The following is a 22,173-nucleotide window of genomic DNA, read 5'->3' on the forward strand; positions in this document are numbered from 1 at the left end:
GACAAACCGGCTACTTCTGCGAAAGTGAACTCTCCCACATTCCTTCTGGAGTGACTTTTCTCAGCATCTGGATCAGCCGAAACCAGGAGGCTGATTTTTTCCAGCGACATCACATACACTCTGAGGATTCGCCGGCTGAAGTCCGCGGCTATGGTGATAGCGATAAGCACCTGCAATAAAAAATGCCCCCATGGAACCCCTCATGGATCTCGCGACCCTCACCCTGTTTCTCCCGGCCTGCTTCGCCCTGAATATGGCATGGCGAATGTCAACCGCTGAATCCGAATACCCCTTTTTTATCCGCTGAACGAGAGTTCCGGCCCGGCCCGCCCTGCTCCTTCCGTTTCTGCGGCTTCGTTGCGGCATTGCGGCCTTATCGTTGACGGCCGATGGCGACCTTCGGCTAGCCCACTCCGTCAAGCCGGATTCGCTGCCCGCTTACGGTTGCGGAACGCGCATAGATATTTAACGCCGTGCGTAACCCGCCGCCGCGCGACGAAGTCGCGAGGGGGCCGGCCAGCGGAGCTGGCCGGCCTTCGGGTTGAGGCGCTTGTTAGCGATTATTGTCCCCCGCCACCTCAGCCCATCAATGGAACTACGGCGTCAGAGCGCTGCCTCCCTGTAACGAAGGTCCTAATCGATGGCTCAGGCAAAAGCCACAACCCGCGCGATGCGGTCGCCACCCGCGATTGCCACGAGTTGGGCTGTCGCGGTACGGCCGACGGAGTGCCACTGGTACTGCACACCCATCACCCAGTTCGGCGCGTTGTTCTGCACCCAGGTGTCGACGAAATTCGCGGTGAGCTGGCGCAGGCCCGGGTTGGGGATGGCCGCATTCAGCCCGGCGATGGCGGCGGCGGTCCAGTTTACCTGCACCACCGCGACCTGCATCGCGCCCTCCTTGGCCCGCACCTCCGCGCGGCTCCCTTCCGCTTGACTCATCAGGGTCACGGGGCGCGCTTCGCGCATCGCGGCGCGAAGTGCCGCTTCCGAGACGTAGCTCGAGATCGGGCTTTGGAGGATGCCGAGCACTTGCGGGTTTCCCTGTGGGCAGGTGGACGTGACCGTCATGATCCCTTCGTCCGAGAAGCTGGTGCTCGTATCCCAGCCGCCGGAGCCCTCCACGCCGAAGAACGGGAAGAAGCCGACCTCGAAGGCGGCCTCGACCTGGGTGCGGCTGTTCTGGTCAACGGACTTGCCGGACGTGACGGTGATGGAGATGCCGTCGACGATGACCAGGGCGCTGGCGACGCGCGGCAGCGTGGCCTGCGGGCCAAAGAAGGTCGTCCAGTCCGGGGTGCCGGTCTGCCAGGTGTTGTTGTTGTTGTTCGAGTAAGCGAGCAGCAGCGCCGCGGGCACGTACCAGGGCTGGTAGGTGGTCGGCCCGGCGGTGACGGTTCCGTTGGCCAGGGGCGTGACCGCCACGGTGCTCACGTGGGCGAACTTGATCTGAAAGTCGAGCTCGCTGGCGATGACCAGGCTGCTGACACTGTCGTAGCTGGACTCGCCGCCGCCGAAGAAGAAGTCGAAGAAGCCCTCGATCCCGCCGTTGGCCCAGGTGTGGCTGGTATCGGAGGACTGGGTCTGCGAATTGAGCGTCACGCTGCCTGCGGGCGCGCCGGCGATGGTGTTGTCGATCGTCTCGACTGTCTGGGTGTAGGCCTTGATCGCGGTCTGACCGCCGGCGGCGTACCAGGCAATGTTGGCCTGTGTCACCGGGCCATTGACCGCGGCCTGGAACAGGCCGACGGTCTTGTTCGCTTGGTCGGGAGGCATCCCGCACGAGTAGGCCCAGGCGGTGTAGACCTCGATGATGGACTTGCCGGCGGTCGGCGGGTTTGCCTTCAGGTAGGTCTGCCACGCCGAGTAGTAGTCGCCCAGCGCCGCCTGGAAGGCGCCGGTCGCGGTGTCCTGGATGCGCGTGATCAGCGCACCGTACTCAGAAGACAAGGTGTTGACGCCGCCGGGCGTCCATTTCTTCACGACAGAGATGGGCGGAATTGCATCCATCATCGCCCAGAGGTTTTGCGAGGTCGCGCCCAGGGCAACGTTGCCCTGGGCGAGCTGGAATTGCTGGTCGCTCAGGCCCAACTGTGTGATGATGGCGTTGTAATACTGCTCCGTTAGAGTCTTCATTGCATCAGAGATGGCGGGCATTGCGGAATCCTCTAGGTGGTTTTCGGATTGGCACCTTCAATCGGTGCCGAAATAAGCATTAACCAAATCACCCAATGAGTTTTCTACAAACACTTGCGCAGGGAGACTGACGCTTGCATCCCGCGCAAGACCGCTGTGTATCAGGTGTTCGATGGCGTGTAGAAGCACGCATACCTCATCGACAGTGCGCTTGGTGATTTCCGGCGGAGGATTTCCGACATCGGGCCCGTGCTGCGCTCCAGGATGGCCAATACCGCGAAACAGCCAGTCCATTGATATGTCGAGCGCATTGCACAGACTGACTGCATGGGACAGGGTGATGGGGCCGCCGCGCTTCCACCGGCTGATGGTCGCCTCGTCCACGTTCAACGCGCATGCCAGCGCCGTCGCCTTGTAGTTCCCGCGGAGCTGCATGGCTGCGACGAGCCGGTCACCGAAATGTTTAGCCCTCGTATCCGGCCTCATGTGCTTCTCCCTAAGCGCTAACGCTGAATTATCCGGGTTCCGTGGGCGCGGCGATCATAGGTCATGCCAATTTAACTTTCGATCTTTCGATCGCACAATTTACTTCTGCAGCGATTCTTTGGTTATTTAAAGCACTAGCACCCTATCAATGTAGACAGGTCTTGCCGTTGTATTGTCACGTTGTCGGCAGAACGGTGCGTGCCGCCGGACTCACTGCGGGACAGCTTATCTTCGCGAAAGGCGAATTGACCAAATCGGTCTAGCCGTCCATATCGCATTCAAATCATGAACTTAGATTGAGATGTGGCGGATTTTTGGCGAATCCCGGCCGGGCCTCTTTGTGGCCGTCGTTGAGGCCGATCGCACGTTTCGGACCCTTTTCAACCGCCAGTCGGTGCTCGAAGGTCTTGCGCAAGAAACAGGTACCGGCGTGGTCGTTCGAATGGCAGTTGAACCCTCGGAATCAGCCATTGACTGGGCGCTAGGCCGAACGGCCGGAGAGGGTCGGTATCTGCCTCTCATCATAGGCACATTGCAGATGCAAGATCTCGTTCAGTCCAGGCAATCCGAAAGCCATTTGATTTTCACCGCGTTCCTGCCGCAGTTCGTCGACTCGACACAACCTGTCACTGCGCAGTTCGCGGTACTCGGTGTGTTGTTCCTGTGCCTGGAATGGATTGCCATCAGCGCCTACGCCTATATGGGTCTGCACATGCGGCGCTGGTTCGCCGAGCCGCGTGGCAAGCGTATGTTCAATCGTTGCTGCGCCGGGCTGTTATCGGCTGCCGCTTCGGTATTGCTGATGGCGCGTCGCGCCTGAGGACGCCACGGCTATCGCGCCCGACTGGGTGCAGGCCTTGCGCGTAGCAGCTGCCGCCAGGCTGCGTTCGGCTGCGAAGCAGTCGTAAAATCAGACACCGCTTTTTCAGGTTAATCGTGCACGAATGATCACGACTGCTACGCAGCCGGACGCAGGCTTCGCCAGCTGCTACGGGGGATGTGTAGATCCGGAGAAAGTTTGAACGCAAGAGACGGGGTGCTGCTCTGCTGTCTGGGGTTCAGACTGCATGCTGTGACCGCCGCCCTGTCTCAGGAATCCCTATGTCTGACACTTACCATCACGCCAGCGCATTCCTGGCCTCGATCGACGAGGACTGGGCGCGGCATATCACCGCCATCGGCCCTTGCCTGCACCAGCCAAAACCGGCTCGTGATCCCTGTGAAGCACTGATACGGGCGATTGCCTATCAACAACTGCATGCCCGCGCTGGCGATGCGATTCTGGGTCGGATGCTGGCGCTTTTTCCGCAACAGGACTTCCCGAGTGCCGAGCAGCTTCTGGCGACGGAATTTGACGTGCTGCGAGCCTGTGGTTTCTCCGCGAGCAAGATCGCGACGATTCAGGGCATCGCCCAGGCCACACTCGCTGGCGTAGTTCCGGATTATCCGAGCGCACTGCGGATGAATGACGACGCGCTGATCGAAAGGCTGACCAGCCTGCGCGGCGTCGGTCGCTGGACCGTGGAGATGTTGCTGATCTACTCCCTGGAACGCGCGGACATCCTGCCTGCCGACGACTTTGGCGTACGAGACGGTTATCGCCGTCTCAAAGGCCTGGAACAACAGCCAACCCGCAAACAGATGATCGACCTCGGTCAGCCCTGGAGCCCCTACCGGACCGTAGCAGCCTGGTATTTGTGGCGAGTGCCAAGCCGTTGAGCCGCCCGTTCCTGTTGCTCGGCCGCCAAGGCCAACCCGTGTCAAGCACTGAACCCGGGACCCTCGGCGGTCATCGCCGATCACGGATCTACGGCCGCCTGGACTGCCCCGCCGCCTTGCGCGCGATTGCGCGAGGTGGCTACGTGGCCCATAGAGTGTTTTTTCTCGATGAAGCCACAGCCCGCGCCGCCGGTTATCGCCCGTGCGCGCGGTGTATGCCGGGCCAGTATGCAGAGTGGAAAGCCCAATTGCCCTTTCGGAGGTTCCCATGCAGCTCGAAGGTTCCTGCCATTGTGGTGCGGTCAGCTTCAGCCTGAACAGCGCCCATCCCTACCCTTACCAACGCTGCTATTGCTCGATCTGTCGCAAGACCCAGGGTGGTGGCGGTTACGCGATCAACCTGGGGGGTGATGCCAACAGTCTGAAAGTCCGCGGTCGCAAGCAGATCACGGTCTATCACGCGCGGATCAAGAATGAAGGTGACAGTCGCGCCCGCCGCAGCACGGCCGAGCGGCACTTCTGCAAACTGTGCGGCAGTGCGCTCTGGCTGTTCAGCCCCGAGTGGCCGGAACTGATCCATCCGTTCGCCTCGGCCATCGATACACCGCTGCCGGTACCACCGGAGCACACCCACCTGATGCTCGGCTCGAAAGCCGACTGGGTGGAGGTCGAGGCGCACCCCGGCGACCGGCAATTCGAGGCCTACCCCGAAGAATCCATCGCCCAGTGGCATGAGCGGCTGGGTTTGAGCCGATAGGCAATCGGGAGCAGGCTCAAAAGATCGTCCGAACGCGGCCCCAACCTGCGGCAGCTCCTACGCCGGAAACGAAGGTACACCGCTGTGAAAACGGAACTCGACGTCTGGAGACTCGATCAACTCCTGCTCGGCCGCCCTGACCCTGTCGATCACCTGGGCGATGTCCTTGGCGTCGCCGTACTGGTAAGCCAGTTTCAGATAACCCTGGAAGTGCCGGGCTTCGCTTTTCAAAAGGCCGAAGTAGAACTTGCCCAGTTCTTCATCCAGATGCGGCACCAGCGCCTCGAAGCGTTCGCAGCTTCGCGCCTCGATAAAGGCCCCCACCACCAGGGTATCCACCAGTTTCACGGGTTCGTGGTTGCGCACCACCTTGCGCAGCCCCGAGGCATAACGCCCGGCGGAGAGCTGGCGCAGCTCGATCTTGCGCTTTTTCATCAGGCGCATGACCTGTTCATGGTGGACCAGCTCTTCCCGGGCCAGGCGTGACATCAGGTTGATCAGATCGACGTGGGAGTGATACTTGGCGATCAGGCTGAGCGCGGTGCTGGCGGCCTTGAACTCGCAGTTCTTGTGGTCGATCAGCAGGGTCTGCTGATCCGCCAGCGCGGCCTGGATCCAGCCTTCAGGGGTGCGGCAACCGAGGAACTCATGAATTTCGGGAAGAATCATCGGCACACTTCCGCAAGTTCAGGAGCGTGGCAAGGCAGGATGGTAGCGACTTCAGCGATCAGTAACATGAGGCTCACGAAAGATAGGTTCACAGCGAAGGGCGCTGATTATACCGGCCGGGCCGCAGACCACCAGTCGGCCGGCTTGACATGTATCAACATCACGCCTGGCGCACAGCAACTATAGTTGTGCAACGTAGCGCCTTTTCACTATGGAGATCCCGATCATGCAAGCCATTCGCAGCATCCTGGTGGTTATTGAGCCCGAGCACTCGGAAAGCCTCGCCCTCAAACGCGCCAAGTTGATCGCCGGGGTCACCCAGGCGCACCTGCATTTGCTGGTGTGCGACAAGAAACATGATCACTCGGCGCTCCTGCGCGGACTCAAAAACAGCTTGCTGGAGGAAGGCTACAGCGTCACCACCGAACAGGCCTGGAACGAAAGCCCGCACAAAACCGCCATCGATGTGCAGCAGGCCGAAGGTTGCGGGCTGGTGATCAAGCAGCATTTCCCCGACAACCCGTTGAAAAAGGCCTTGCTCACCCCCGCCGACTGGAAACTGCTGCGTTATTGCCCGACACCCGTGTTGCTGGTCAAGACCGCCAAGCCCTGGACCGGCGGCGTGATTATGGCGGCCGTCGACGTTGGTAACACCGATGGTGAACATCGCAACCTGCACGCCAAAATTATCGATTACGGCTTCGATATCGCCAGCCTGGCCAAGGGGCAGCTGCATGTCATCAGTGCCCATCCGTCACCGATGCTGTCGGCGGCCGACCCGGTGTTCCAGCTCAGGGAAACCATCGAAGCCCGCTACCGCGAGCAGAGCAAGGCGTTCCAGGCCGAATTCGACATCGATGACGCGCACCTGCACATCGAGGAAGGGCCGGCGGATGTGTTGATTCCGCACACCGCCCATCAACTGCAGGCCACTGTGACGGTGATCGGCACGGTGGCTCGCACCGGATTGTCAGGTGCCTTGATCGGCAATACCGCGGAAGTGGTGCTCGACTCACTGGAAAGCGACGTGCTGGTGCTCAAGCCGGATGAGATCATGGACCATCTGGAGGAGATTGTTACCAAGCATTAAAAGTCAGAGGATCAAAAGATCGTGCACCTGCGATAGGGTGGGCGTCTGCAATCCCCCCGGTAGGAGCTGCCGCAGGCTGCGATCTTTTGACTTCAATCAGGCGCCAACGCATCCCTGAGAAACCCGGGGGCGATGTATCGCTGATAATGCGCTTCAGACAGCAGGAAAAATTCCCGATCGATGGCGTCACGCAGCTCGGGCAGGTTCCAGTCGCGAAACTCCGGCAACAGCACCATCCCATAGGCGTCCAGATTATTGATGACCCGCGCGCCACGGGCGATCAACTGATAAGCCCAGCAATACTCGGACTGATGGGGCACGAAGCGGATTTTGCGCTGTTCCAGCTGCAGCCGTAGCCGCTGAGGGTCGAAAATCTCCAGTTTGCCGGCCATCACCTGCACCAACAGCTGCTCCAGGCGCAGCCATACCGCACGTTTTTGTTCCTCGTTGTAGCCGTTCCAGTGAATCACTTCATGATGGAACCGCTTGCAGCCACGGCACACCAAATCACCGTAAACAGTGGAGCAAAGGCCGACGCAGGGGGTCTTGATGGTTTGATTGGGCATAGGTAGGCAGGACGCGAGAAGCAGGACAGGTCGGCATGTTAGCCCTTTGTCTAACATTGATCACCCCTCAAAACTTCAGGGTCGAACTTACCTTTAAAATTTTTTTGCCGTAGAATCAGCCAGCCTTTTAAGGCGCCAATGTCCGTTAGAAGCTGTTTTCAAAGCGTCACGAGCACAGTCGTTCCTTCAGAGCGGTGTTGGCGAAGGGTTTTTCCAGCGGGGAAAAGTCCAACGCCAACCCTCATCAGCTCCCCGTTCTGCAGGCGTAAAACTTTGAAAGCAGCTTCTGTAAGGAATTGTCGGTAATTCTGGCTAAGCGGCCCACAACGCCACGCAGCGCATGAGTACGGCAATTTCGGGATGAGCGTCCCGGACACCCATTTGGGACCACTGATGAGGGTAATAACTGTGCTTGAAGCCTACCGCAAACATATCGAAGAGCGCGCAGCACTGGGTATCGTTCCCCAGCCGCTTAACGCCGAACAAACTGCAGGCCTGGTCGAGCTGCTGAAGAATCCCCCGGCTGGCGAAGAAGCTTTCCTCGTTGACCTGATCACCCATCGCGTTCCACCTGGAGTGGACGAAGCCGCCTATGTAAAGGCCGGTTTCCTGTCCGCGCTGGCCAAAGGCGAAGCCACTTCCCCTCTGATCGACAAAAAACGCGCGGTTGAACTGCTCGGCACCATGCAGGGCGGCTACAACATCGTGACCCTGGTTGACCTGCTGGACAACGCCGAACTGGCGCCAGTCGCAGCCAAGGAACTCAAGCACACCTTGCTGATGTTCGATGCTTTCCACGACGTCGCGGAAAAAGCCAAAAACGGCAACGTTCACGCTCAAGGCGTCCTGCAATCCTGGGCCGACGGCGAGTGGTTCCAGAAGCGCCCGGTGCTGGCCGACAAGATCAGCCTGCGCGTATTCAAGGTCACCGGCGAAACCAACACCGACGACCTGTCCCCTGCTCCCGATGCCTGGTCCCGTCCTGACATCCCGCTGCACGCCCTGGCCATGCTGAAAATGGCCCGTGACGGCATCGTTCCGGACGAGCAAGGCGTCACCGGCCCGATGAAGCAAATCGAAACGATGCGCGGCGAAGGCTTCCCGATCGCCTACGTCGGTGACGTGGTCGGTACCGGTTCTTCGCGTAAATCGGCGACCAACTCGGTGCTGTGGTTCTTCGGCGACGACGTTCCTTACGTGCCGAACAAGCGTGCCGGCGGTTTCTGCTTCGGCAACAAGATCGCTCCAATCTTCTACAACACCATGGAAGATGCTGGCGCACTGCCGATCGAATTCGACGTCACCAACATGAACATGGGCGACGTGATCGACCTGTACCCACATGCTGGCAAAGTCTGCAAACACGGCACTGACGAAGTCCTGACCACCTTCGAAATGAAGACCCCGGTGCTGTTGGACGAAGTCCGTGCCGGCGGCCGTATCCCGCTGATCATCGGCCGTGGCCTGACCGAGAAGGCTCGCGCCGAGCTGGGTCTGCCACCTTCGACGCTGTTCAAGCTGCCTGAAGCACCGGCTGAAAGCACCAAGGGTTACACCCTGGCGCAGAAAATGGTCGGCAAGGCGTGCGGCGTGGCTGGCGTTCGTCCAGGTACCTACTGCGAACCGAAAATGACCACCGTCGGTTCCCAGGACACCACCGGTCCTATGACCCGTGACGAACTGAAAGACCTGGCGTGCCTGGGCTTCTCGACCGATCTGGTGATGCAGTCCTTCTGCCACACCGCGGCCTATCCAAAGCCGATCGACGTGACCACCCACCACACCCTGCCTGACTTCATCATGACCCGCGGCGGCGTTTCCCTGCGTCCGGGCGACGGCATCATCCACAGCTGGCTGAACCGCATGCTGCTGCCGGACACCGTCGGCACCGGTGGTGACTCCCACACCCGTTTCCCGATGGGGATCTCCTTCCCGGCCGGTTCCGGTCTGGTGGCGTTCGCTGCCGCCACCGGCGTGATGCCGCTGGACATGCCGGAATCGATCCTGGTGCGCTTCAAAGGCAAGATGCAACCGGGCGTCACCCTGCGTGACCTGGTTCACGCCATTCCTTACTACGCGATCCAGGCTGGCCTGTTGACCGTAGAGAAGAAAGGCAAGAAGAACGCATTCTCCGGTCGCATCCTGGAAATCGAAGGCCTCGATAACCTGAGCATCGAGCAAGCGTTCGAACTGTCCGACGCCTCCGCCGAACGTTCCGCTGCCGGCTGCACCATCAAGCTGTCGAAAGAGTCGATCACCGAGTACCTGAGCTCCAACATCACCCTCCTGCGCTGGATGATCGGCGAAGGCTATGGCGATGCACGGACTCTGGAACGTCGCGCGCAAGCGATGGAAGCCTGGATCGCCAACCCTGAGCTGATGGTTGCCGATGCTGATGCCGAATACGCTGAAACCATCGAAATCGACCTGGCCGACATCAAAGAGCCTGTACTCTGCGCGCCGAACGACCCGGACGACGCCCGTCTGCTTTCCAGCGTTGCTGGCGAGAAGATCGACGAAGTGTTCATCGGTTCGTGCATGACCAACATCGGTCACTTCCGCGCTGCCGGTAAACTGCTGGAAAAAGTCGACGGTTCGCTGCCAACGCGTCTGTGGCTGTCGCCGCCGACCAAGATGGACGCTCACCAGTTGACCGAAGAAGGCTACTACGGCATCTACGGCAAGGCTGGCGCGCGCATGGAAATGCCGGGCTGCTCGCTGTGCATGGGTAACCAGGCTCGCGTTGAACCGAACGCCACCGTGGTGTCGACGTCGACCCGTAACTTCCCGAACCGTCTGGGCGATGGCGCGAACGTCTACCTGGCTTCGGCCGAGCTGGCGTCCGTGGCTTCGATCCTGGGTCGCCTGCCGACCGTCGAGGAGTACATGGCCTACGCGAAGGAAATCGACACCATGGCCAGCGATGTTTATCGCTACCTGAGTTTCGACCAGATCGCCGAGTTCCGTGAAGCGGCTGCGAATGCCAACATTCCGGTCATTCAAGCCTAACGCTGCAACCCGGTAAAAAAACGCCGCCCATCGTGAGATGTGCGGCGTTTTTTTATGCCCCGGAATCAAAAGATCGCAGCCTGCGGCATATACACCCGCAATATCACGGGTGTACTCGGTCGGCGTAGGAGCTGCCGCAGGCGGCGATCTTTTGATCTTGTTTTCTAGGCCATCAACGAATAGATCAACGCCGTAATCGCCACCAGGCCCACCGCCGTCACAAAGACGTTGGAAGCCTGACCACGAAACCGTGCCATGGCCGGCACCTTACGGATTGCGTACATCGGCATCAGGAACAGAATCGCCGCGATGATCGGGCCACCGAGGGTTTCGATCATGCCCAGAATGCTCGGGTTGAGCGTGGCGACGATCCAGCACACCACCAGCATGAACGCTGCGGTCATGCGGTCCAGGGTCTTCGGTGCCGGACGACGACCGCTCTTGACGATCAAGCCCTTGAGGCCTTCGCTGGCGCCGATGTAATGCCCCAGGAACGACTTGGAAATGGCCACGAACGCAATCAGCGGTGCGGCGAAGGCAATCGTCGGGTTGCTGAAGTGGTTGGCCAGGTACGACAGGATCGACAGATTCTGCGCCTTGGCTTCGGCCAGTTGTGCCGGAGACAGGGTCAGCACGCAACTGAAGACGAAGAACAGCACCATCACCACCATCAGGCCGTGGGCGCGGGACAGAATCTGCGAGCTGCGCTCTTCGGCATGCTCGCCATAACGACGCTTCTGGTCTACCGCAAAGGCCGAGATGATCGGCGAGTGGTTGAACGAGAACACCATCACCGGAATCGCCAGCCACAGGGTATGCAGCAGTGCCGAAGGCTCAGGCAGTGTGCTCGCGGTAGCAAGAATGCCGCCGTTCCAGTGCGGAACCAGGAACACCGCGAGGAACAGCAACGCAACGATGAACGGATAGACCATCAGGCTCATGGCCTTGACGATCACCTGTTCACCACAGCGCACCACCGCCAGCAGGCCGAGGATCAGCACCAGCGACAGCACCATCCGCGGTGGCGGCGTGATGTGCAGTTGGTGTTCGAGGAAACTGCCCACGGTGTTGGTCAACGCAACGCTGTAGATCAACAGGATCGGGAAGATCGCAAAGAAATACAGCAAGGTGATCAACGCCCCGGCCTTGATCCCGAAATGTTCTTCGACCACTTCGGTGATGTCGGCACCGGCACGGCCGGAGAGCACGAAGCGGGTCAGGCCACGGTGCGCATAAAAAGTCATCGGGAACGCCAACAGCGCCAGAATCATCAGCGGCCAGAAGCCACCGAGACCGGCGTTGATCGGCAGAAACAGGGTACCCGCGCCAATCGCAGTACCAAACAGGCCCAGCATCCAGGTTGTATCGTGGCGATTCCAGCTACTGAGACTCGCTGGTGTCGCCACTTCATAGCGTTCGTCGACGCTATTGGCCTGATCATTCATCCGGTTGGATCTCCGCATTCCAGTCATTTGCCACACAGTCGGAGCGAGTCAGAAAATGCTGACAGGCAGCGCCCCGGCCGTAACAGGGGCGCGATTGTCCGGGATTAACCAACAGAAGCAAAGACTTAGCTGAGGAATGGTAAAGCGGATCAGGTGACCGTCAGAGATCGTGGTGGCTGTGGCGCCCTCTCGCGGGTAGGAGCTGCCGCAGGCTGCGATCTTTTGATCTTGCTCTTGCTCTTACGCGGCGCTGCGATCTTTGAACCCACACCGCACCGCGCCAGCTACCCTTGTCACATCTCTCGAACCAGCAGTCTTGAGTCTTTTTTGAAAGATGTCCCAAGGATGAGCTAAATACTAATGACAACTTCGGCAAAATCCACCGTTTGAAATCCACAGGAGCGCAGTATGCCCGTCACCGTTCTGGTACTGGTTGAAACCATTAACGATTACCTGCCGATCCTCGAACACCGCGGTTTTCACCTGATTCTTGCACCTACACCGGCCGAGCGAGCCCAGGCCATTCAGACCCATGCCGGGCAGATCAAGGCCGTACTGACCCGCGGTCCGCTTGGATTGAGCGCCGACGAAATCGCCGCTCTGCCGCTGCTGGAAATCATCTGCGTGATCGGCGCCGGCTATGAACACGTCGACCTGCAAGCCGCCAGCAACCGCGGCATCCGCGTGACCAACGGTGCAGGAGTGAATGCTTCGTCGGTGGCCGACCATGCCATGGCACTGCTGCTGGCCCTGGTACGCGACATTCCCCGGGCAGATGCCGCGGTCCGGCGCGGTGAGTGGCCGAAAATCATGCGCCCTTCCCTCGCCGGCAAACGCCTGGGCATCCTCGGCCTCGGTGCCGTCGGCATGGCCATCGCCAAACGCGCGGTCAAAGGCTTCGATATGACAGTGAGTTACCACAATCGTCAGCTGCGCAGCGACGTGCCCTACAGTTTTTACTCGACGCCCACCGAGCTGGCCCGGACCTCTGACTTCCTGATCATTGCCACTCCTGGTGGTCTCGGTACACACCATTTGATCAACAAGCAGGTGCTGGAAGCCTTGGGTCCCGACGGTTTTATCGTCAACATCGCCCGGGCCAGCGTGATAGTCACCGCCGATCTGATCTGCGCGCTGGAGCAGCGACGGATCGCCGGTGCCGCCCTGGACGTATTCGATGCCGAGCCGCAGGTACCGCAAGCGCTCAAGGTACTAAGCAACGTGATCCTCACTCCGCATGTCGCCGGGCTGTCTCCGGAAGCGACCCAGGCCACCGTGGGGTTGGTGGGGGAAAACCTTCTGGCGCATTTCTCCGGCCGCCCATTATTGACCCCCATCGACCTGCCGCGAGCGAAATGACCGGGGTGGCCCAAGGGCATTCAAACGCTTGTATCAAAAGCAATGATTGCCCGGCAACACGCTCACCTATAACGGCTTGCCGCGGTTGTGGGCTCAGGGCGGGCGCATTAGATTAGGCAATAATGTCGAGCCTCCAAAATAAGCAGAAGGGATAAGCATGGCGCTTACTGATCAGTCCACCGGTGTCCGCTCCGGCGAAGAACTCGATGTGAACCTCATCGATCCGTACCTCAAGGCGCATATTCCCGGCCTGAGCGGGACGCCACGGATCAGCCAGTTTCCGGGTGGGGCCTCGAATCTGACCTACCTGCTCGAATACCCCGGGCAGGAGTTCGTCCTGCGTCGACCGCCGTTCGGCCACAAAGCCAAATCCGCCCACGACATGGGTCGCGAGTACCGGATTCTCAATCAGCTCAAGGACGGCTTCCCCTATTGCCCGAAGGCCTATGTGCATTGCACCGACGAATCGGTGATCGGCGCCGAATTCTATGTAATGGAGCGGGTCAAGGGCATCATCCTGCGCTCCGACCTGCCGCCGGAACTGGGCCTTGGTGCGCAGAAGACCGAAGCACTGTGCAAGAGCTTCATCGACAAGTTCGTCGAGCTGCATCAGGTCGATTACACGGCCTGCGGCCTGGCCGATCTGGGCAAGCCCGAAGGTTATGTGCAGCGGCAGATTCGTGGCTGGAGCGATCGCTACGACAAAGCGCTGACCCCTGATGCCCCGAACTGGGAAGCGGTCAAGGCCTGGCTCAACGACAAGATGCCCGCCGATCACCCGACCTCGAGCATCGTGCACAACGACTATCGTTTCGACAACGTGATCCTCGACCCGAACAACCCGATGCAGATCATCGGCGTATTGGACTGGGAACTGACCACCCTCGGCGACCCGCTGATGGACCTGGGCAACACCCTCGCCTACTGGATCGAAGCCGCCGACCCGGCACCGGTGCAACTGATGCGCCGCCAGCCGAGCCATGCGCCCGGCATGTTGACCCGCCGCCAGTTCGTCGATTATTACGCCGAACGCGCAGGCATCCAGATCGACAACTTCGACTTCTACTACACCTACGGGCTGTTCCGCCTGGCCGGTATCGTGCAGCAGATCTACTACCGCTTCTTCCATGGCCAGACCCAGGACAAACGCTTCGCGCAGTTCATTCACATGAACAAACTGCTGGAGCAGATGAGCCTGCAAGTCATCCACACATCCAGCCTCTGACTGCGCGCCTCGCGCCTGGCATACAACAAGGAAAAACCATGTCCAAGACTCAGTTGTTCGACCTCGACGGCAAGATCGCTTTCGTTTCCGGCGCCAGCCGCGGTATCGGCGAAGCCATCGCCAAACTGCTGGCCCAGCAAGGCGCCCACGTAATCGTCTCGAGCCGCAAGCTCGACGGTTGCCAGCACGTTGCCGACGCCATCATCGCCGACGGCGGCAAAGCCACTGCGGTCGCCTGCCACATCGGTGAAATGGAACAGATCAGCCAGGTCTTCGCCGGCATCCGCGAACAGTTCGGGCGCCTGGACATCCTGGTCAACAACGCCGCGACCAACCCGCAGTTCTGCAACGTGCTGGATACCGACCTGAGCGCATTCCAGAAAACTGTCGACGTGAACATCCGCGGCTACTTCTTCATGTCGGTGGAAGCCGGCAAGCTGATGCGCGAGAACGGTGGCGGCAGCATCATCAACGTGGCTTCGATCAACGGCATTTCGCCGGGCATCTTCCAGGGCATCTACTCGATGACCAAGGCTGCAGTGATCAACATGACCAAGGTCTTCGCCAAGGAATGCGCGCAGTTCGGTATCCGCTGCAACGCCTTGCTGCCAGGCCTGACCGACACCAGGTTCGCTTCGGCACTGGTGAAGAATGACGCGATTCTGAATACCGCGCTGCAGCAGATCCCGCTCAAGCGGGTGGCAGCGCCGAGTGAAATGGCCGGGGCGGTGTTGTACCTGGCCAGTGAGGCGTCGAGCTATACCACTGGGGTTTCGCTGAATGTGGATGGTGGGTTTTTGTCCTGATTGCAGCGGGTTCGGGGTGAGCAAGAGGCAGCGTTGGGGCTAATGCCGACCAGTTAAGGAATTTGTGGCTTCGCACATTCCCCCGTAGGAGCTGCCGCAGGCTGCGATCTTTTGATCTTCGCGTTTGGGTCTGGGGTGTCCGCCGAAAAGATCGCAGGCTGCGCCAGCTCCTACGCCGACCGGGTACACCCGCAATATCCGGCTAACGCCATTCCCCGACCGCGCCCCCCCGAATTCACGGATTCACCCACCCCCTGTAGGAGCTGCCGCAGGCTGCGATCTTTTGATCTTCGCGTTTGGGTCTGGGTGTCCGCCGAAAAGATCGCAGGCTGCGCCAGCTCCTACGCCGACCGGGTACACCCGCAATATCCGGCTAACGCCATCCCCCGACCGCGCGCACCCCCGAATTTCACGGATTCACCCACCCCGTAGGAGCTGCCGCAGCGGTAACGGCTGCTGGCAGTTTCGCAGGAATGGATATGTACACCAACAAGGGATAGGTGGGCTGCAAGGCCGCTTTCGCGAGCAGGCTCGCTCCCACAATTGATCCGTGTACATCCGCAATGGATGGGTCGGCATTCAGGTCGCGAGCAAGCCCGCTTCAACAGTGAATGCTCACGACGAATTAATGAATATTTATTCCACCTATTGAACATCAGGAATATTTATTCCATTAATACCCCTCCCGAAAACAAAAATCCAAAAGGACCTCCACCATGCGCGAACTCGGAATCGGCTTGATCGGCACAGGCTTCATGGGCCGCGCCCATGCCCTGGCTTTTCGCAACGTCAGTGCAGTCTTTGAACTGCCCATGCACCTGCGCCTGGCCGCCCTGGCCGACGCCGACAGCCAACGCGCCGAACACTGCGCCAACGCCTGGGGCTTCGAAAAAGCCCATGGCGACTGGCAACAACTGATCGACGACCCGAAGGTCAATGTCGTCGCCATCACCACCCCCAACCACCTGCACTACCCCATGGCCATGGCCGCCCTGGCCGCGGGCAAAGCGCTGTACTGCGAAAAGCCACTGGCGGTCAGCCTCGACCAGGCCGACCAGATGCGCCGCGCCGCCAAGGCCGCTGGCGTGGTGACCCGCGTCGGCTACAACTACCAGCACAACCCGATCATTGGCCTGGCCCGTGAATTGATTCAGAGCGGCGAACTCGGCGAGATCATCAGTTTCCAGGGCGAATTCAGCGAAGACTTCATGGCTGACCCGCAATCCCCCTGGTCCTGGCGTTGCGAAGCGCAACATGCCGGTGGTGCCCTGGCGGATCTGGGCAGCCATTTACTGGCGATGGCTCGGTACCTGGTCGGTGATGTGGAAGCGGTGTGTGCCGATACCCAGACCGTGCACCGTCAGCGCCCCGCCACCCCAGGCAGCCTCGAGCAACGCAGCATCGCCGTGGACGACCAGGCGCATGCCCTGCTGCGTTTCGCCAACGGTGCGCGCGGCACGTTCAGCAGCAGTTGGCTCAAGCATGGCTACAAGAATCACCTGAGCTTCGAGATCAGCGGCACTCGCGGCACCCTGGCATTCGATCAAGAGCGTTTGAATGAACTGCGTGTGTGCCGCGCAGGTCAGGACGGCTTCACGCGGCTGCTGGCCGGCCCTTCCCTGCCCGGTTACGCCGCGTTCAGTCCGGCGCCGGGACATCAGCTGGGGTACAACGAGTTGAAGACCCTGGAGGTTCACGCCCTGATCATGGCGCTGGCCGGCCAAGCTTGCGAGGGGACCGACTTTGAACAAGCCTGGGAGGTGGAACGACTGGCGACTGCTATCCGTCTGGCCGCGCTGGAGCAGCGCTGGGTCAAGGTCAATGAGCTGTAACTGAGCGCAGTGGGTTTCGAAGCACCCGTACTTCGAATCCCACCGTCTCTTCTTGCCAGCGACGTCGGTCAGGCCGCCAACTGGCCGTCGGCAATCGCCGCCGACGCCGCCAGCATCGCCCGCAACAACACCGCGCAGCCGGCCGCCAGATCGTCCGGCGTGGCATTTTCGATTTCGTTGTGGCTGATGCCGCCTTCGCACGGCACGAAGATCATCCCGGCCGGACCCAGTTCGGCGAGGAAGATCGCGTCATGCCCGGCTCCGCTGACGATGTCCATGTGTGACAAGCCCAGGCCTTGTGCGGCATTGCGCACGGCATCGACGCAGCCCTTGTCGAAATACAGCGGCGGGAAATCGGCGGTCGGCGTCAGCTCAAAACTCAGGCCGTGTTCCTGGCAGGTGGTGTCGATCACCTGTTTGACCTCGGCAATCATCGAGTCCAGCCGCGCGGGTTCGAGATGGCGGAAATCCAGGGTCATGCGCACTTCGCCGGGAATCACATTGCGCGAGCCCGGGTAGGCTTGCAGGCAACCGACGGTGCCGCAGGCATGGGGTTGATGGCTCAAGGCAACGCGATTGACGGCCGAAACCACTACCGCCGCGCCAACCAGAGCGTCCTTGCGCAAGTGCATCGGGGTCGGACCGGCATGGGCTTCGACGCCCTTGAGTTTGAGGTCGAACCATTTCTGCCCCAGCGCGCCCATCACTACGCCGATAGTTTTGCGCTCATCCTCAAGGATCGGTCCTTGCTCGATATGCGCTTCGAAATAAGCACCCACCGCATGGCCGCTGACCTGGCGACTGCCGGCATAACCGATGGCGTTCAGCGCTTCGCCGACGGTCACGCCTTCGGCATCGGTCTTGGCCAGGGTTTCTTCCAGGGTGAATTTCTTGGCGAACACTCCAGAACCCATCATGCACGGGGCAAATCGCGAGCCTTCTTCGTTGGTCCAGACCACCACTTCCAGCGGTGCTTCGGTTTCAATGCCGAGGTCATTGAGGGTGCGCAACACTTCGACGCCGGCCAACACGCCGAAGCAGCCGTCGAATTTTCCGCCGGTGGGCTGGGTGTCGATATGGCTGCCGGTCATCACCGGCGGCAGCTGCGGATTGCGCCCGGGGCGGCGGGCGAAGATGTTGCCGACAGCATCGATGCTCACGCTGCAGCCCGCCTCCTCACACCAGCGCACGAAGATGTCACGGGCCTGGCGGTCGAGGTCGGTCAGGGCCAGGCGACAGACACCGCCCTTGACCGTGGCGCCGAGTTTGGCCAATTCCATCAGCGACTGCCACAGACGGTCGCGGTTGATGTGCTGATGGGTGGACTGCAGAACGTCAAGGGCTGCGTTCATCATGATCTCCTCAGGCAATTTATTGTTTGGTAAGCCACAAACATCGGGCATTGGTATTTCTGTGGGTTTAGCGCAAACCCGAAAAGATCGCAGCCTGCGGCAGCTCCTACGGGAATGCGCATGGCATCACACCGGCGTCTTGGCCACCGCCGTGTCACTGCGGCCCATCATGCACAGCCCGTAATACAGCAACCCGCCCAGCGCCGAACCGGTGAACCAGCCATAGCTGTAAAACCAGCTGAAGACGTCACTGCCCAACGACAGCACGGTCAGCGCCACCGGGATGCCGAAGGCGATAAACCCGTTCCAGTTCCACGCCGGGTACACGTCGTCGCGGTACAGGCCAGCCAGGTCGAGTTGTTGTTTCTTGATCAGGAAGTAGTCCACCACCATGATCCCGGCGATCGGCCCGAGCAGGCTGGAATACCCCAGCAACCAGTTGGAATAGACCGTTTCCAGGCTGATATCGGAGACCAGCAAACCGAGTTTTTTCAGCAGTTCGTGGGCCATCAACGCCAGGCCTACCAGCCCGGTCAGCATCACCGCCTTGGTCCGGTTGATCAGTTTGGGCGCAAGGTTCTGGAAGTCGTTGGTCGGCGAAACAATGTTCGCCGCAGTGTTGGTAGACAAGGTCGCAACGATGATTACAAACATGGCCAGCGCCACCCAGACCGGGCTTTGGATATGCCCGATCAGCGTCACCGGATCGGAGACCGTCACCCCCACCAGCCCGGCCGAAGCCGCTGTCATCACCACCCCTAGCGAGGCGAACAGGAACATGGTCAGCGGCAAACCGATGATCTGCCCGACGATCTGGTCTTTCTGGCTTTTCGCGTAGCGGCTGAAGTCCGGGATGTTCAGCGACAGCGTCGCCCAGAACCCGACCATGGCGGTCAGCCCGGCCATGAAGTAACTCGTCACTCCAGCGCCTTCCGGGCGTTTCGGCGGTTGCGCCATCAGTTCGCTCAACGAGACGTTCGGCAAGGCCCAGAACAGCAAGCCCGCGCCCACCAGCACCAGCAGTGGCGCGGACAGGGTTTCCAGCCACTTGATCGAATCCGCTCCGCGCAGCACCACCCACAGGTTGAGCGCCCAGAACAACATGAAGCCGATCACCTCACCGGTGCCGCCCAGGGCCTTCCAGCCCTCGAACACCGAGCCCAGGAACAGGTGAATGGCCAGCCCGCCGAACATCGTCTGGATGCCGAACCAGCCGCAGGCCACCAGCGCCCGGATCAAACACGGCACGTTGGAGCCGATGACCCCGAACGATGAGCGCAGCAGCACCGGAAACGGGATGCCGTACTTGGTGCCGGCGAAGGCATTGAGAGTCAAGGGGATCAGCACAATGATGTTGGCGAACAGAATCGCCAGCAGCGCCTCGCCGACCGACAGCCCGAAATACGCAGTGAGCACCCCGCCGAGGGTATAGGTCGGCACGCAGATCGCCATGCCGACCCAGAGCGCCGTGATGTGCCATTTGTTCCAGGTTCGTTCACGCACCTTGGTCGGCGCTATGTCGTGGTTATAACGGGGACTGTCGAGGACGTCGCTGCCTGCCTCGAGCTCGTACAAGCCGTCGCGCTCGGTCACTTGCGATCTGATCTGGTGCATGGCCGCTCCACTGTTCTTTTGATTATTTTGCTCATCGGACAGGTTGCCGGATTGAACCGCAAACCCGGCGATGGCCGGAGTACTTACGACTTTCACGGACCGGCCAACGTCGCATCGGCGGCACTCAATAACCGTGCCGGATATCCCGTTTACTCGCTCGTCAGGTACGTAAAATCCATGTAAACAACTGATGTTTATCAGTTTTATTCAGCAACTCATTGAGACCAGGCTTACTTGCTCCATCACTCAAGGATCATTCCAGGCAAGTTATCCAAACAGTCAGGACTCAATCTGGTGCAGCAGTATTTTTTCAAATGTTTTCACACGCCCATAGGCATAGCTCAAGCAGCTGATTTCACATAAGAAATCTTGACCATATTTGGAACCTGTCAAGTGCGTCAAAATGGTGAATGGCCGCACCACTTTGTTGATTTTGTTATTAAATCTATATTTTTCAATAAGTTATATTGAATATAAGCTTATAAAAAATAATCTTGCTCAAACCAATAACTCCAGCTAGCGTCTATTCCTGACAGCGCTGACAGGAATCCAGCTTCCTTCAGCTTGCCGCAACTACAACACCAAGAACTGGCATCAGCCGGTCAAGCCTGTGAGGAACTCGCAATGTCACTGTTGATCCGTGGTGCCACCGTTGTTACCCATGATGAAAGTTACCGCGCCGACGTGCTGTGCGCTGACGGTTTGATCCAGGCAATCGGTAATAACCTGGACGTTGCGGCGGACTGCGAAGTGCTCGATGGCAGTGGTCAATACCTGATGCCCGGCGGCATCGATCCCCACACCCACATGCAACTGCCCTTCATGGGCACCGTTGCCAGCGAAGACTTTTTCAGCGGCACTGCGGCAGGGCTTGCCGGCGGCACCACCTCGATCATCGACTTCGTGATTCCCAACCCGCAGCAACCGTTGCTGGAGGCTTTCCATCAGTGGCGCGGCTGGGCCGAGAAGTCCGCCGCGGACTACGGCTTTCACGTCGCCATTACCTGGTGGAGCGAACAGGTTCGCGAGGAAATGGCCGAACTGGTCAGCCAGCATGGGGTGAACAGCTTCAAGCATTTCATGGCTTACAAGAACGCGATCATGGCCGCCGACGATACCCTGGTGGCGAGTTTCGAACGCTGCCTGGAGCTGGGCGCGATACCGACGGTGCATGCGGAAAACGGCGAGCTGGTCTATCACCTGCAACGCAAACTGATGGCCCAGGGCATGACGGGCCCCGAAGCCCATCCCTTGTCGCGGCCATCCCAGGTCGAAGGCGAAGCCGCCAGCCGGGCGATCCGAATTGCCGAAACCCTCGGTACGCCGGTGTATCTGGTCCACGTCTCGACCCGTGAGGCGCTGGATGAAATCACTTATGCGCGCCGCAAGGGCCAACCGGTCTATGGCGAAGTCCTGGCCGGGCACCTGCTGCTGGACGACAGCGTCTATCAGCACCCGGACTGGCAGACCGCCGCCGGCTACGTGATGAGCCCGCCCTTCCGTCCTCGCGGGCATCAAGAGGCGCTGTGGCAGGGCCTGCAATCGGGCAACCTGCACACCACCGCCACCGACCATTGCTGCTTCTGTGCCGAGCAGAAAGCCGCCGGCCGCGACGACTTCAGCAAGATCCCCAACGGCACCGCCGGTATCGAAGACCGCATGGCTGTGCTCTGGGACGAAGGGGTGAACAGCGGACGCCTGTCGATGCAGGACTTCGTTGGCCTGACCTCCACCAACGCGGCGAAGATCTTCAACCTCTACCCGCGCAAAGGCTCGATTCGCGTCGGTGCCGATGCCGACCTGGTGCTCTGGGACCCGGAGGGCACCCGGACCATTTCGGCCAAGACTCACCATCAGCAGGTCGACTTCAACATCTTCGAAGGCAAGACCGTGCGCGGTGTACCCAGCCACACCATCAGCCAGGGCCGACTGGTCTGGGCCGACGGCGACCTGCGGGCCGAACGCGGTGCCGGACGATATATCGAGCGCCCGGCTTATCCGGCGGTGTTCGATCTGCTGAGTAAACGGGCGGAGCAGCACAGGCCGGTTGCCGTAAAACGCTGAACATCACCGTAGGAGCTGCCGCAGGCTGCGATCTTTTGATCTTG

Annotated in this window: 17 protein-coding genes and 1 pseudogene; 11 read left to right on the plus strand and 7 right to left on the minus strand. The window is 60.1% G+C overall.

The window, feature by feature from the left end; genetic code table 11:
* Positions 1-645 precede the first annotated feature (645 nt).
* Entirely contained in the window at positions 646-2,157 is a 1,512-nt protein-coding gene (locus AC3IUA_RS17420; protein ID WP_489355727.1) for a hypothetical protein, read from the minus strand.
* A 36-nt stretch (positions 2,158-2,193) separates the two neighbouring features.
* Positions 2,194-2,622, minus strand: coding sequence for a helix-turn-helix domain-containing protein (locus tag AC3IUA_RS17425; RefSeq protein ID WP_489355729.1), 429 nt, complete (start codon positions 2,620-2,622; stop codon positions 2,194-2,196).
* Positions 2,623-3,179: 557 nt separating this feature from the next.
* Between AC3IUA_RS17425 and AC3IUA_RS17430 the strand changes: the two are divergent.
* The 4 genes and pseudogenes from AC3IUA_RS17430 to AC3IUA_RS17445 form a co-directional block, all read left to right on the plus strand.
* A pseudogene (locus AC3IUA_RS17430) lies at positions 3,180-3,442 on the plus strand (LysE family translocator); the annotation flags it as partial.
* Between the two features lie 281 nt (positions 3,443-3,723).
* Positions 3,724-4,341 (plus strand): DNA-3-methyladenine glycosylase family protein, encoded by a 618-nt coding sequence (locus AC3IUA_RS17435; RefSeq protein WP_489355731.1) that lies wholly within the window; start codon positions 3,724-3,726, stop codon positions 4,339-4,341.
* A gap of 38 nt (positions 4,342-4,379) precedes the next feature.
* Positions 4,380-4,658 carry an Ada metal-binding domain-containing protein gene (locus AC3IUA_RS17440; protein WP_489355732.1) on the plus strand — a complete coding sequence of 93 codons (279 nt, stop codon included), beginning with the start codon at positions 4,380-4,382 and terminating at the stop codon, positions 4,656-4,658.
* Positions 4,610-5,098: a GFA family protein gene (locus AC3IUA_RS17445; RefSeq protein WP_489355734.1), complete on the plus strand. Its 489-nt coding sequence runs from the start codon at positions 4,610-4,612 to the stop codon at positions 5,096-5,098. Before AC3IUA_RS17440 ends, AC3IUA_RS17445 begins: the two co-directional genes overlap by 49 nt.
* Before the next feature lie 57 nt (positions 5,099-5,155).
* Here AC3IUA_RS17445 and AC3IUA_RS17450 read toward each other — a convergent pair whose 3' ends face one another.
* Positions 5,156-5,767 carry a MiaE family protein gene (locus AC3IUA_RS17450; RefSeq protein WP_489355736.1) on the minus strand — a complete coding sequence of 204 codons (612 nt, stop codon included), beginning with the start codon at positions 5,765-5,767 and terminating at the stop codon, positions 5,156-5,158.
* A gap of 226 nt (positions 5,768-5,993) precedes the next feature.
* On the opposite strand from AC3IUA_RS17450, the gene AC3IUA_RS17455 reads away from it, so the two are divergent.
* Positions 5,994-6,857 carry a universal stress protein gene (locus AC3IUA_RS17455; protein ID WP_489355738.1) on the plus strand — a complete coding sequence of 288 codons (864 nt, stop codon included), beginning with the start codon at positions 5,994-5,996 and terminating at the stop codon, positions 6,855-6,857.
* A 92-nt stretch (positions 6,858-6,949) separates the two neighbouring features.
* On the opposite strand, the gene AC3IUA_RS17460 is transcribed toward AC3IUA_RS17455, so the two are convergent.
* A complete protein-coding gene (locus AC3IUA_RS17460; protein ID WP_150640914.1) occupies positions 6,950-7,423 on the minus strand; it encodes a DUF1289 domain-containing protein in 474 nt (157 codons plus the stop codon).
* Positions 7,424-7,831: 408 nt separating this feature from the next.
* Between AC3IUA_RS17460 and acnB the strand changes: the two genes are divergently transcribed.
* Positions 7,832-10,432 carry a bifunctional aconitate hydratase 2/2-methylisocitrate dehydratase gene (gene acnB, locus AC3IUA_RS17465; RefSeq protein ID WP_489362379.1) on the plus strand — a complete coding sequence of 867 codons (2,601 nt, stop codon included), beginning with the start codon at positions 7,832-7,834 and terminating at the stop codon, positions 10,430-10,432.
* Between the two features lie 164 nt (positions 10,433-10,596).
* Here acnB and AC3IUA_RS17470 read toward each other — a convergent pair whose 3' ends face one another.
* Positions 10,597-11,877, minus strand: coding sequence for a serine/threonine transporter (locus AC3IUA_RS17470; protein WP_489355740.1), 1,281 nt, complete (start codon positions 11,875-11,877; stop codon positions 10,597-10,599).
* 408 nt (positions 11,878-12,285) lie between these two features.
* Here AC3IUA_RS17470 and AC3IUA_RS17475 point away from each other — a divergent pair, with 408 nt between their 5' ends.
* The 4 genes from AC3IUA_RS17475 (at position 12,286) to AC3IUA_RS17490 (ending at position 17,099) form a co-directional block, all read left to right on the plus strand.
* Positions 12,286-13,236, plus strand: coding sequence for a 2-hydroxyacid dehydrogenase (locus AC3IUA_RS17475; RefSeq protein WP_489355742.1), 951 nt, complete (start codon positions 12,286-12,288; stop codon positions 13,234-13,236).
* A gap of 157 nt (positions 13,237-13,393) precedes the next feature.
* Complete coding sequence (locus AC3IUA_RS17480) at positions 13,394-14,461, plus strand: phosphotransferase family protein (RefSeq protein ID WP_489355744.1); 1,068 nt, start codon at positions 13,394-13,396, stop codon at positions 14,459-14,461.
* A gap of 38 nt (positions 14,462-14,499) precedes the next feature.
* The gene (locus AC3IUA_RS17485; protein ID WP_489355746.1) at positions 14,500-15,267 is read left to right on the plus strand and encodes an SDR family oxidoreductase; all 768 of its coding nucleotides are present in this window, start codon (positions 14,500-14,502) and stop codon (positions 15,265-15,267) included.
* 716 nt (positions 15,268-15,983) lie between these two features.
* Positions 15,984-17,099: a Gfo/Idh/MocA family protein gene (locus AC3IUA_RS17490; protein ID WP_489355748.1), complete on the plus strand. Its 1,116-nt coding sequence runs from the start codon at positions 15,984-15,986 to the stop codon at positions 17,097-17,099.
* Between the two features lie 68 nt (positions 17,100-17,167).
* Here the strand turns inward: AC3IUA_RS17490 and AC3IUA_RS17495 are convergent, their stop codons facing one another.
* Together AC3IUA_RS17495 and AC3IUA_RS17500 are read right to left on the minus strand one after the other, a co-directional pair.
* The gene (locus tag AC3IUA_RS17495) at positions 17,168-18,451 is read right to left on the minus strand and encodes a Zn-dependent hydrolase (protein ID WP_489355750.1); all 1,284 of its coding nucleotides are present in this window, start codon (positions 18,449-18,451) and stop codon (positions 17,168-17,170) included.
* 126 nt (positions 18,452-18,577) lie between these two features.
* Positions 18,578-20,065, minus strand: coding sequence for an NCS1 family nucleobase:cation symporter-1 (locus AC3IUA_RS17500; RefSeq protein WP_489355752.1), 1,488 nt, complete (start codon positions 20,063-20,065; stop codon positions 18,578-18,580).
* Between the two features lie 624 nt (positions 20,066-20,689).
* Between AC3IUA_RS17500 and hydA the strand changes: the two genes are divergently transcribed.
* Entirely contained in the window at positions 20,690-22,129 is a 1,440-nt protein-coding gene (gene hydA, locus AC3IUA_RS17505; protein ID WP_489355754.1) for a dihydropyrimidinase, read from the plus strand.
* The last annotated feature ends 44 nt before the right edge of the window (positions 22,130-22,173 follow it).

The organism is Pseudomonas sp. KH_050 (genome assembly GCF_057838875.1).

Excerpts from the sequence above, each read along its gene's own strand:
- AC3IUA_RS17470 (WP_489355740.1), bottom strand. The coding sequence starts at position 11,877 with ATGAATGATCAGGCCAATAGCGTCGACGAACGCTATGAAGTGGCGACA.
- AC3IUA_RS17500 (WP_489355752.1), bottom strand. The coding sequence starts at position 20,065 with ATGCACCAGATCAGATCGCAAGTGACCGAGCGCGACGGCTTGTACGAG.
- AC3IUA_RS17485 (WP_489355746.1), top strand. The coding sequence starts at position 14,500 with ATGTCCAAGACTCAGTTGTTCGACCTCGACGGCAAGATCGCTTTCGTT.
- AC3IUA_RS17495 (WP_489355750.1), bottom strand. The coding sequence starts at position 18,451 with ATGAACGCAGCCCTTGACGTTCTGCAGTCCACCCATCAGCACATCAAC.
- hydA (WP_489355754.1), top strand. The coding sequence starts at position 20,690 with ATGTCACTGTTGATCCGTGGTGCCACCGTTGTTACCCATGATGAAAGT.
- AC3IUA_RS17450 (WP_489355736.1), bottom strand. The coding sequence starts at position 5,767 with ATGATTCTTCCCGAAATTCATGAGTTCCTCGGTTGCCGCACCCCTGAA.
- AC3IUA_RS17420 (WP_489355727.1), bottom strand. The coding sequence starts at position 2,157 with ATGCCCGCCATCTCTGATGCAATGAAGACTCTAACGGAGCAGTATTAC.
- AC3IUA_RS17475 (WP_489355742.1), top strand. The coding sequence starts at position 12,286 with ATGCCCGTCACCGTTCTGGTACTGGTTGAAACCATTAACGATTACCTG.
- AC3IUA_RS17480 (WP_489355744.1), top strand. The coding sequence starts at position 13,394 with ATGGCGCTTACTGATCAGTCCACCGGTGTCCGCTCCGGCGAAGAACTC.
- AC3IUA_RS17435 (WP_489355731.1), top strand. The coding sequence starts at position 3,724 with ATGTCTGACACTTACCATCACGCCAGCGCATTCCTGGCCTCGATCGAC.
- AC3IUA_RS17460 (WP_150640914.1), bottom strand. The coding sequence starts at position 7,423 with ATGCCCAATCAAACCATCAAGACCCCCTGCGTCGGCCTTTGCTCCACT.
- AC3IUA_RS17490 (WP_489355748.1), top strand. The coding sequence starts at position 15,984 with ATGCGCGAACTCGGAATCGGCTTGATCGGCACAGGCTTCATGGGCCGC.
- AC3IUA_RS17425 (WP_489355729.1), bottom strand. The coding sequence starts at position 2,622 with ATGAGGCCGGATACGAGGGCTAAACATTTCGGTGACCGGCTCGTCGCA.
- AC3IUA_RS17445 (WP_489355734.1), top strand. The coding sequence starts at position 4,610 with ATGCAGCTCGAAGGTTCCTGCCATTGTGGTGCGGTCAGCTTCAGCCTG.
- AC3IUA_RS17455 (WP_489355738.1), top strand. The coding sequence starts at position 5,994 with ATGCAAGCCATTCGCAGCATCCTGGTGGTTATTGAGCCCGAGCACTCG.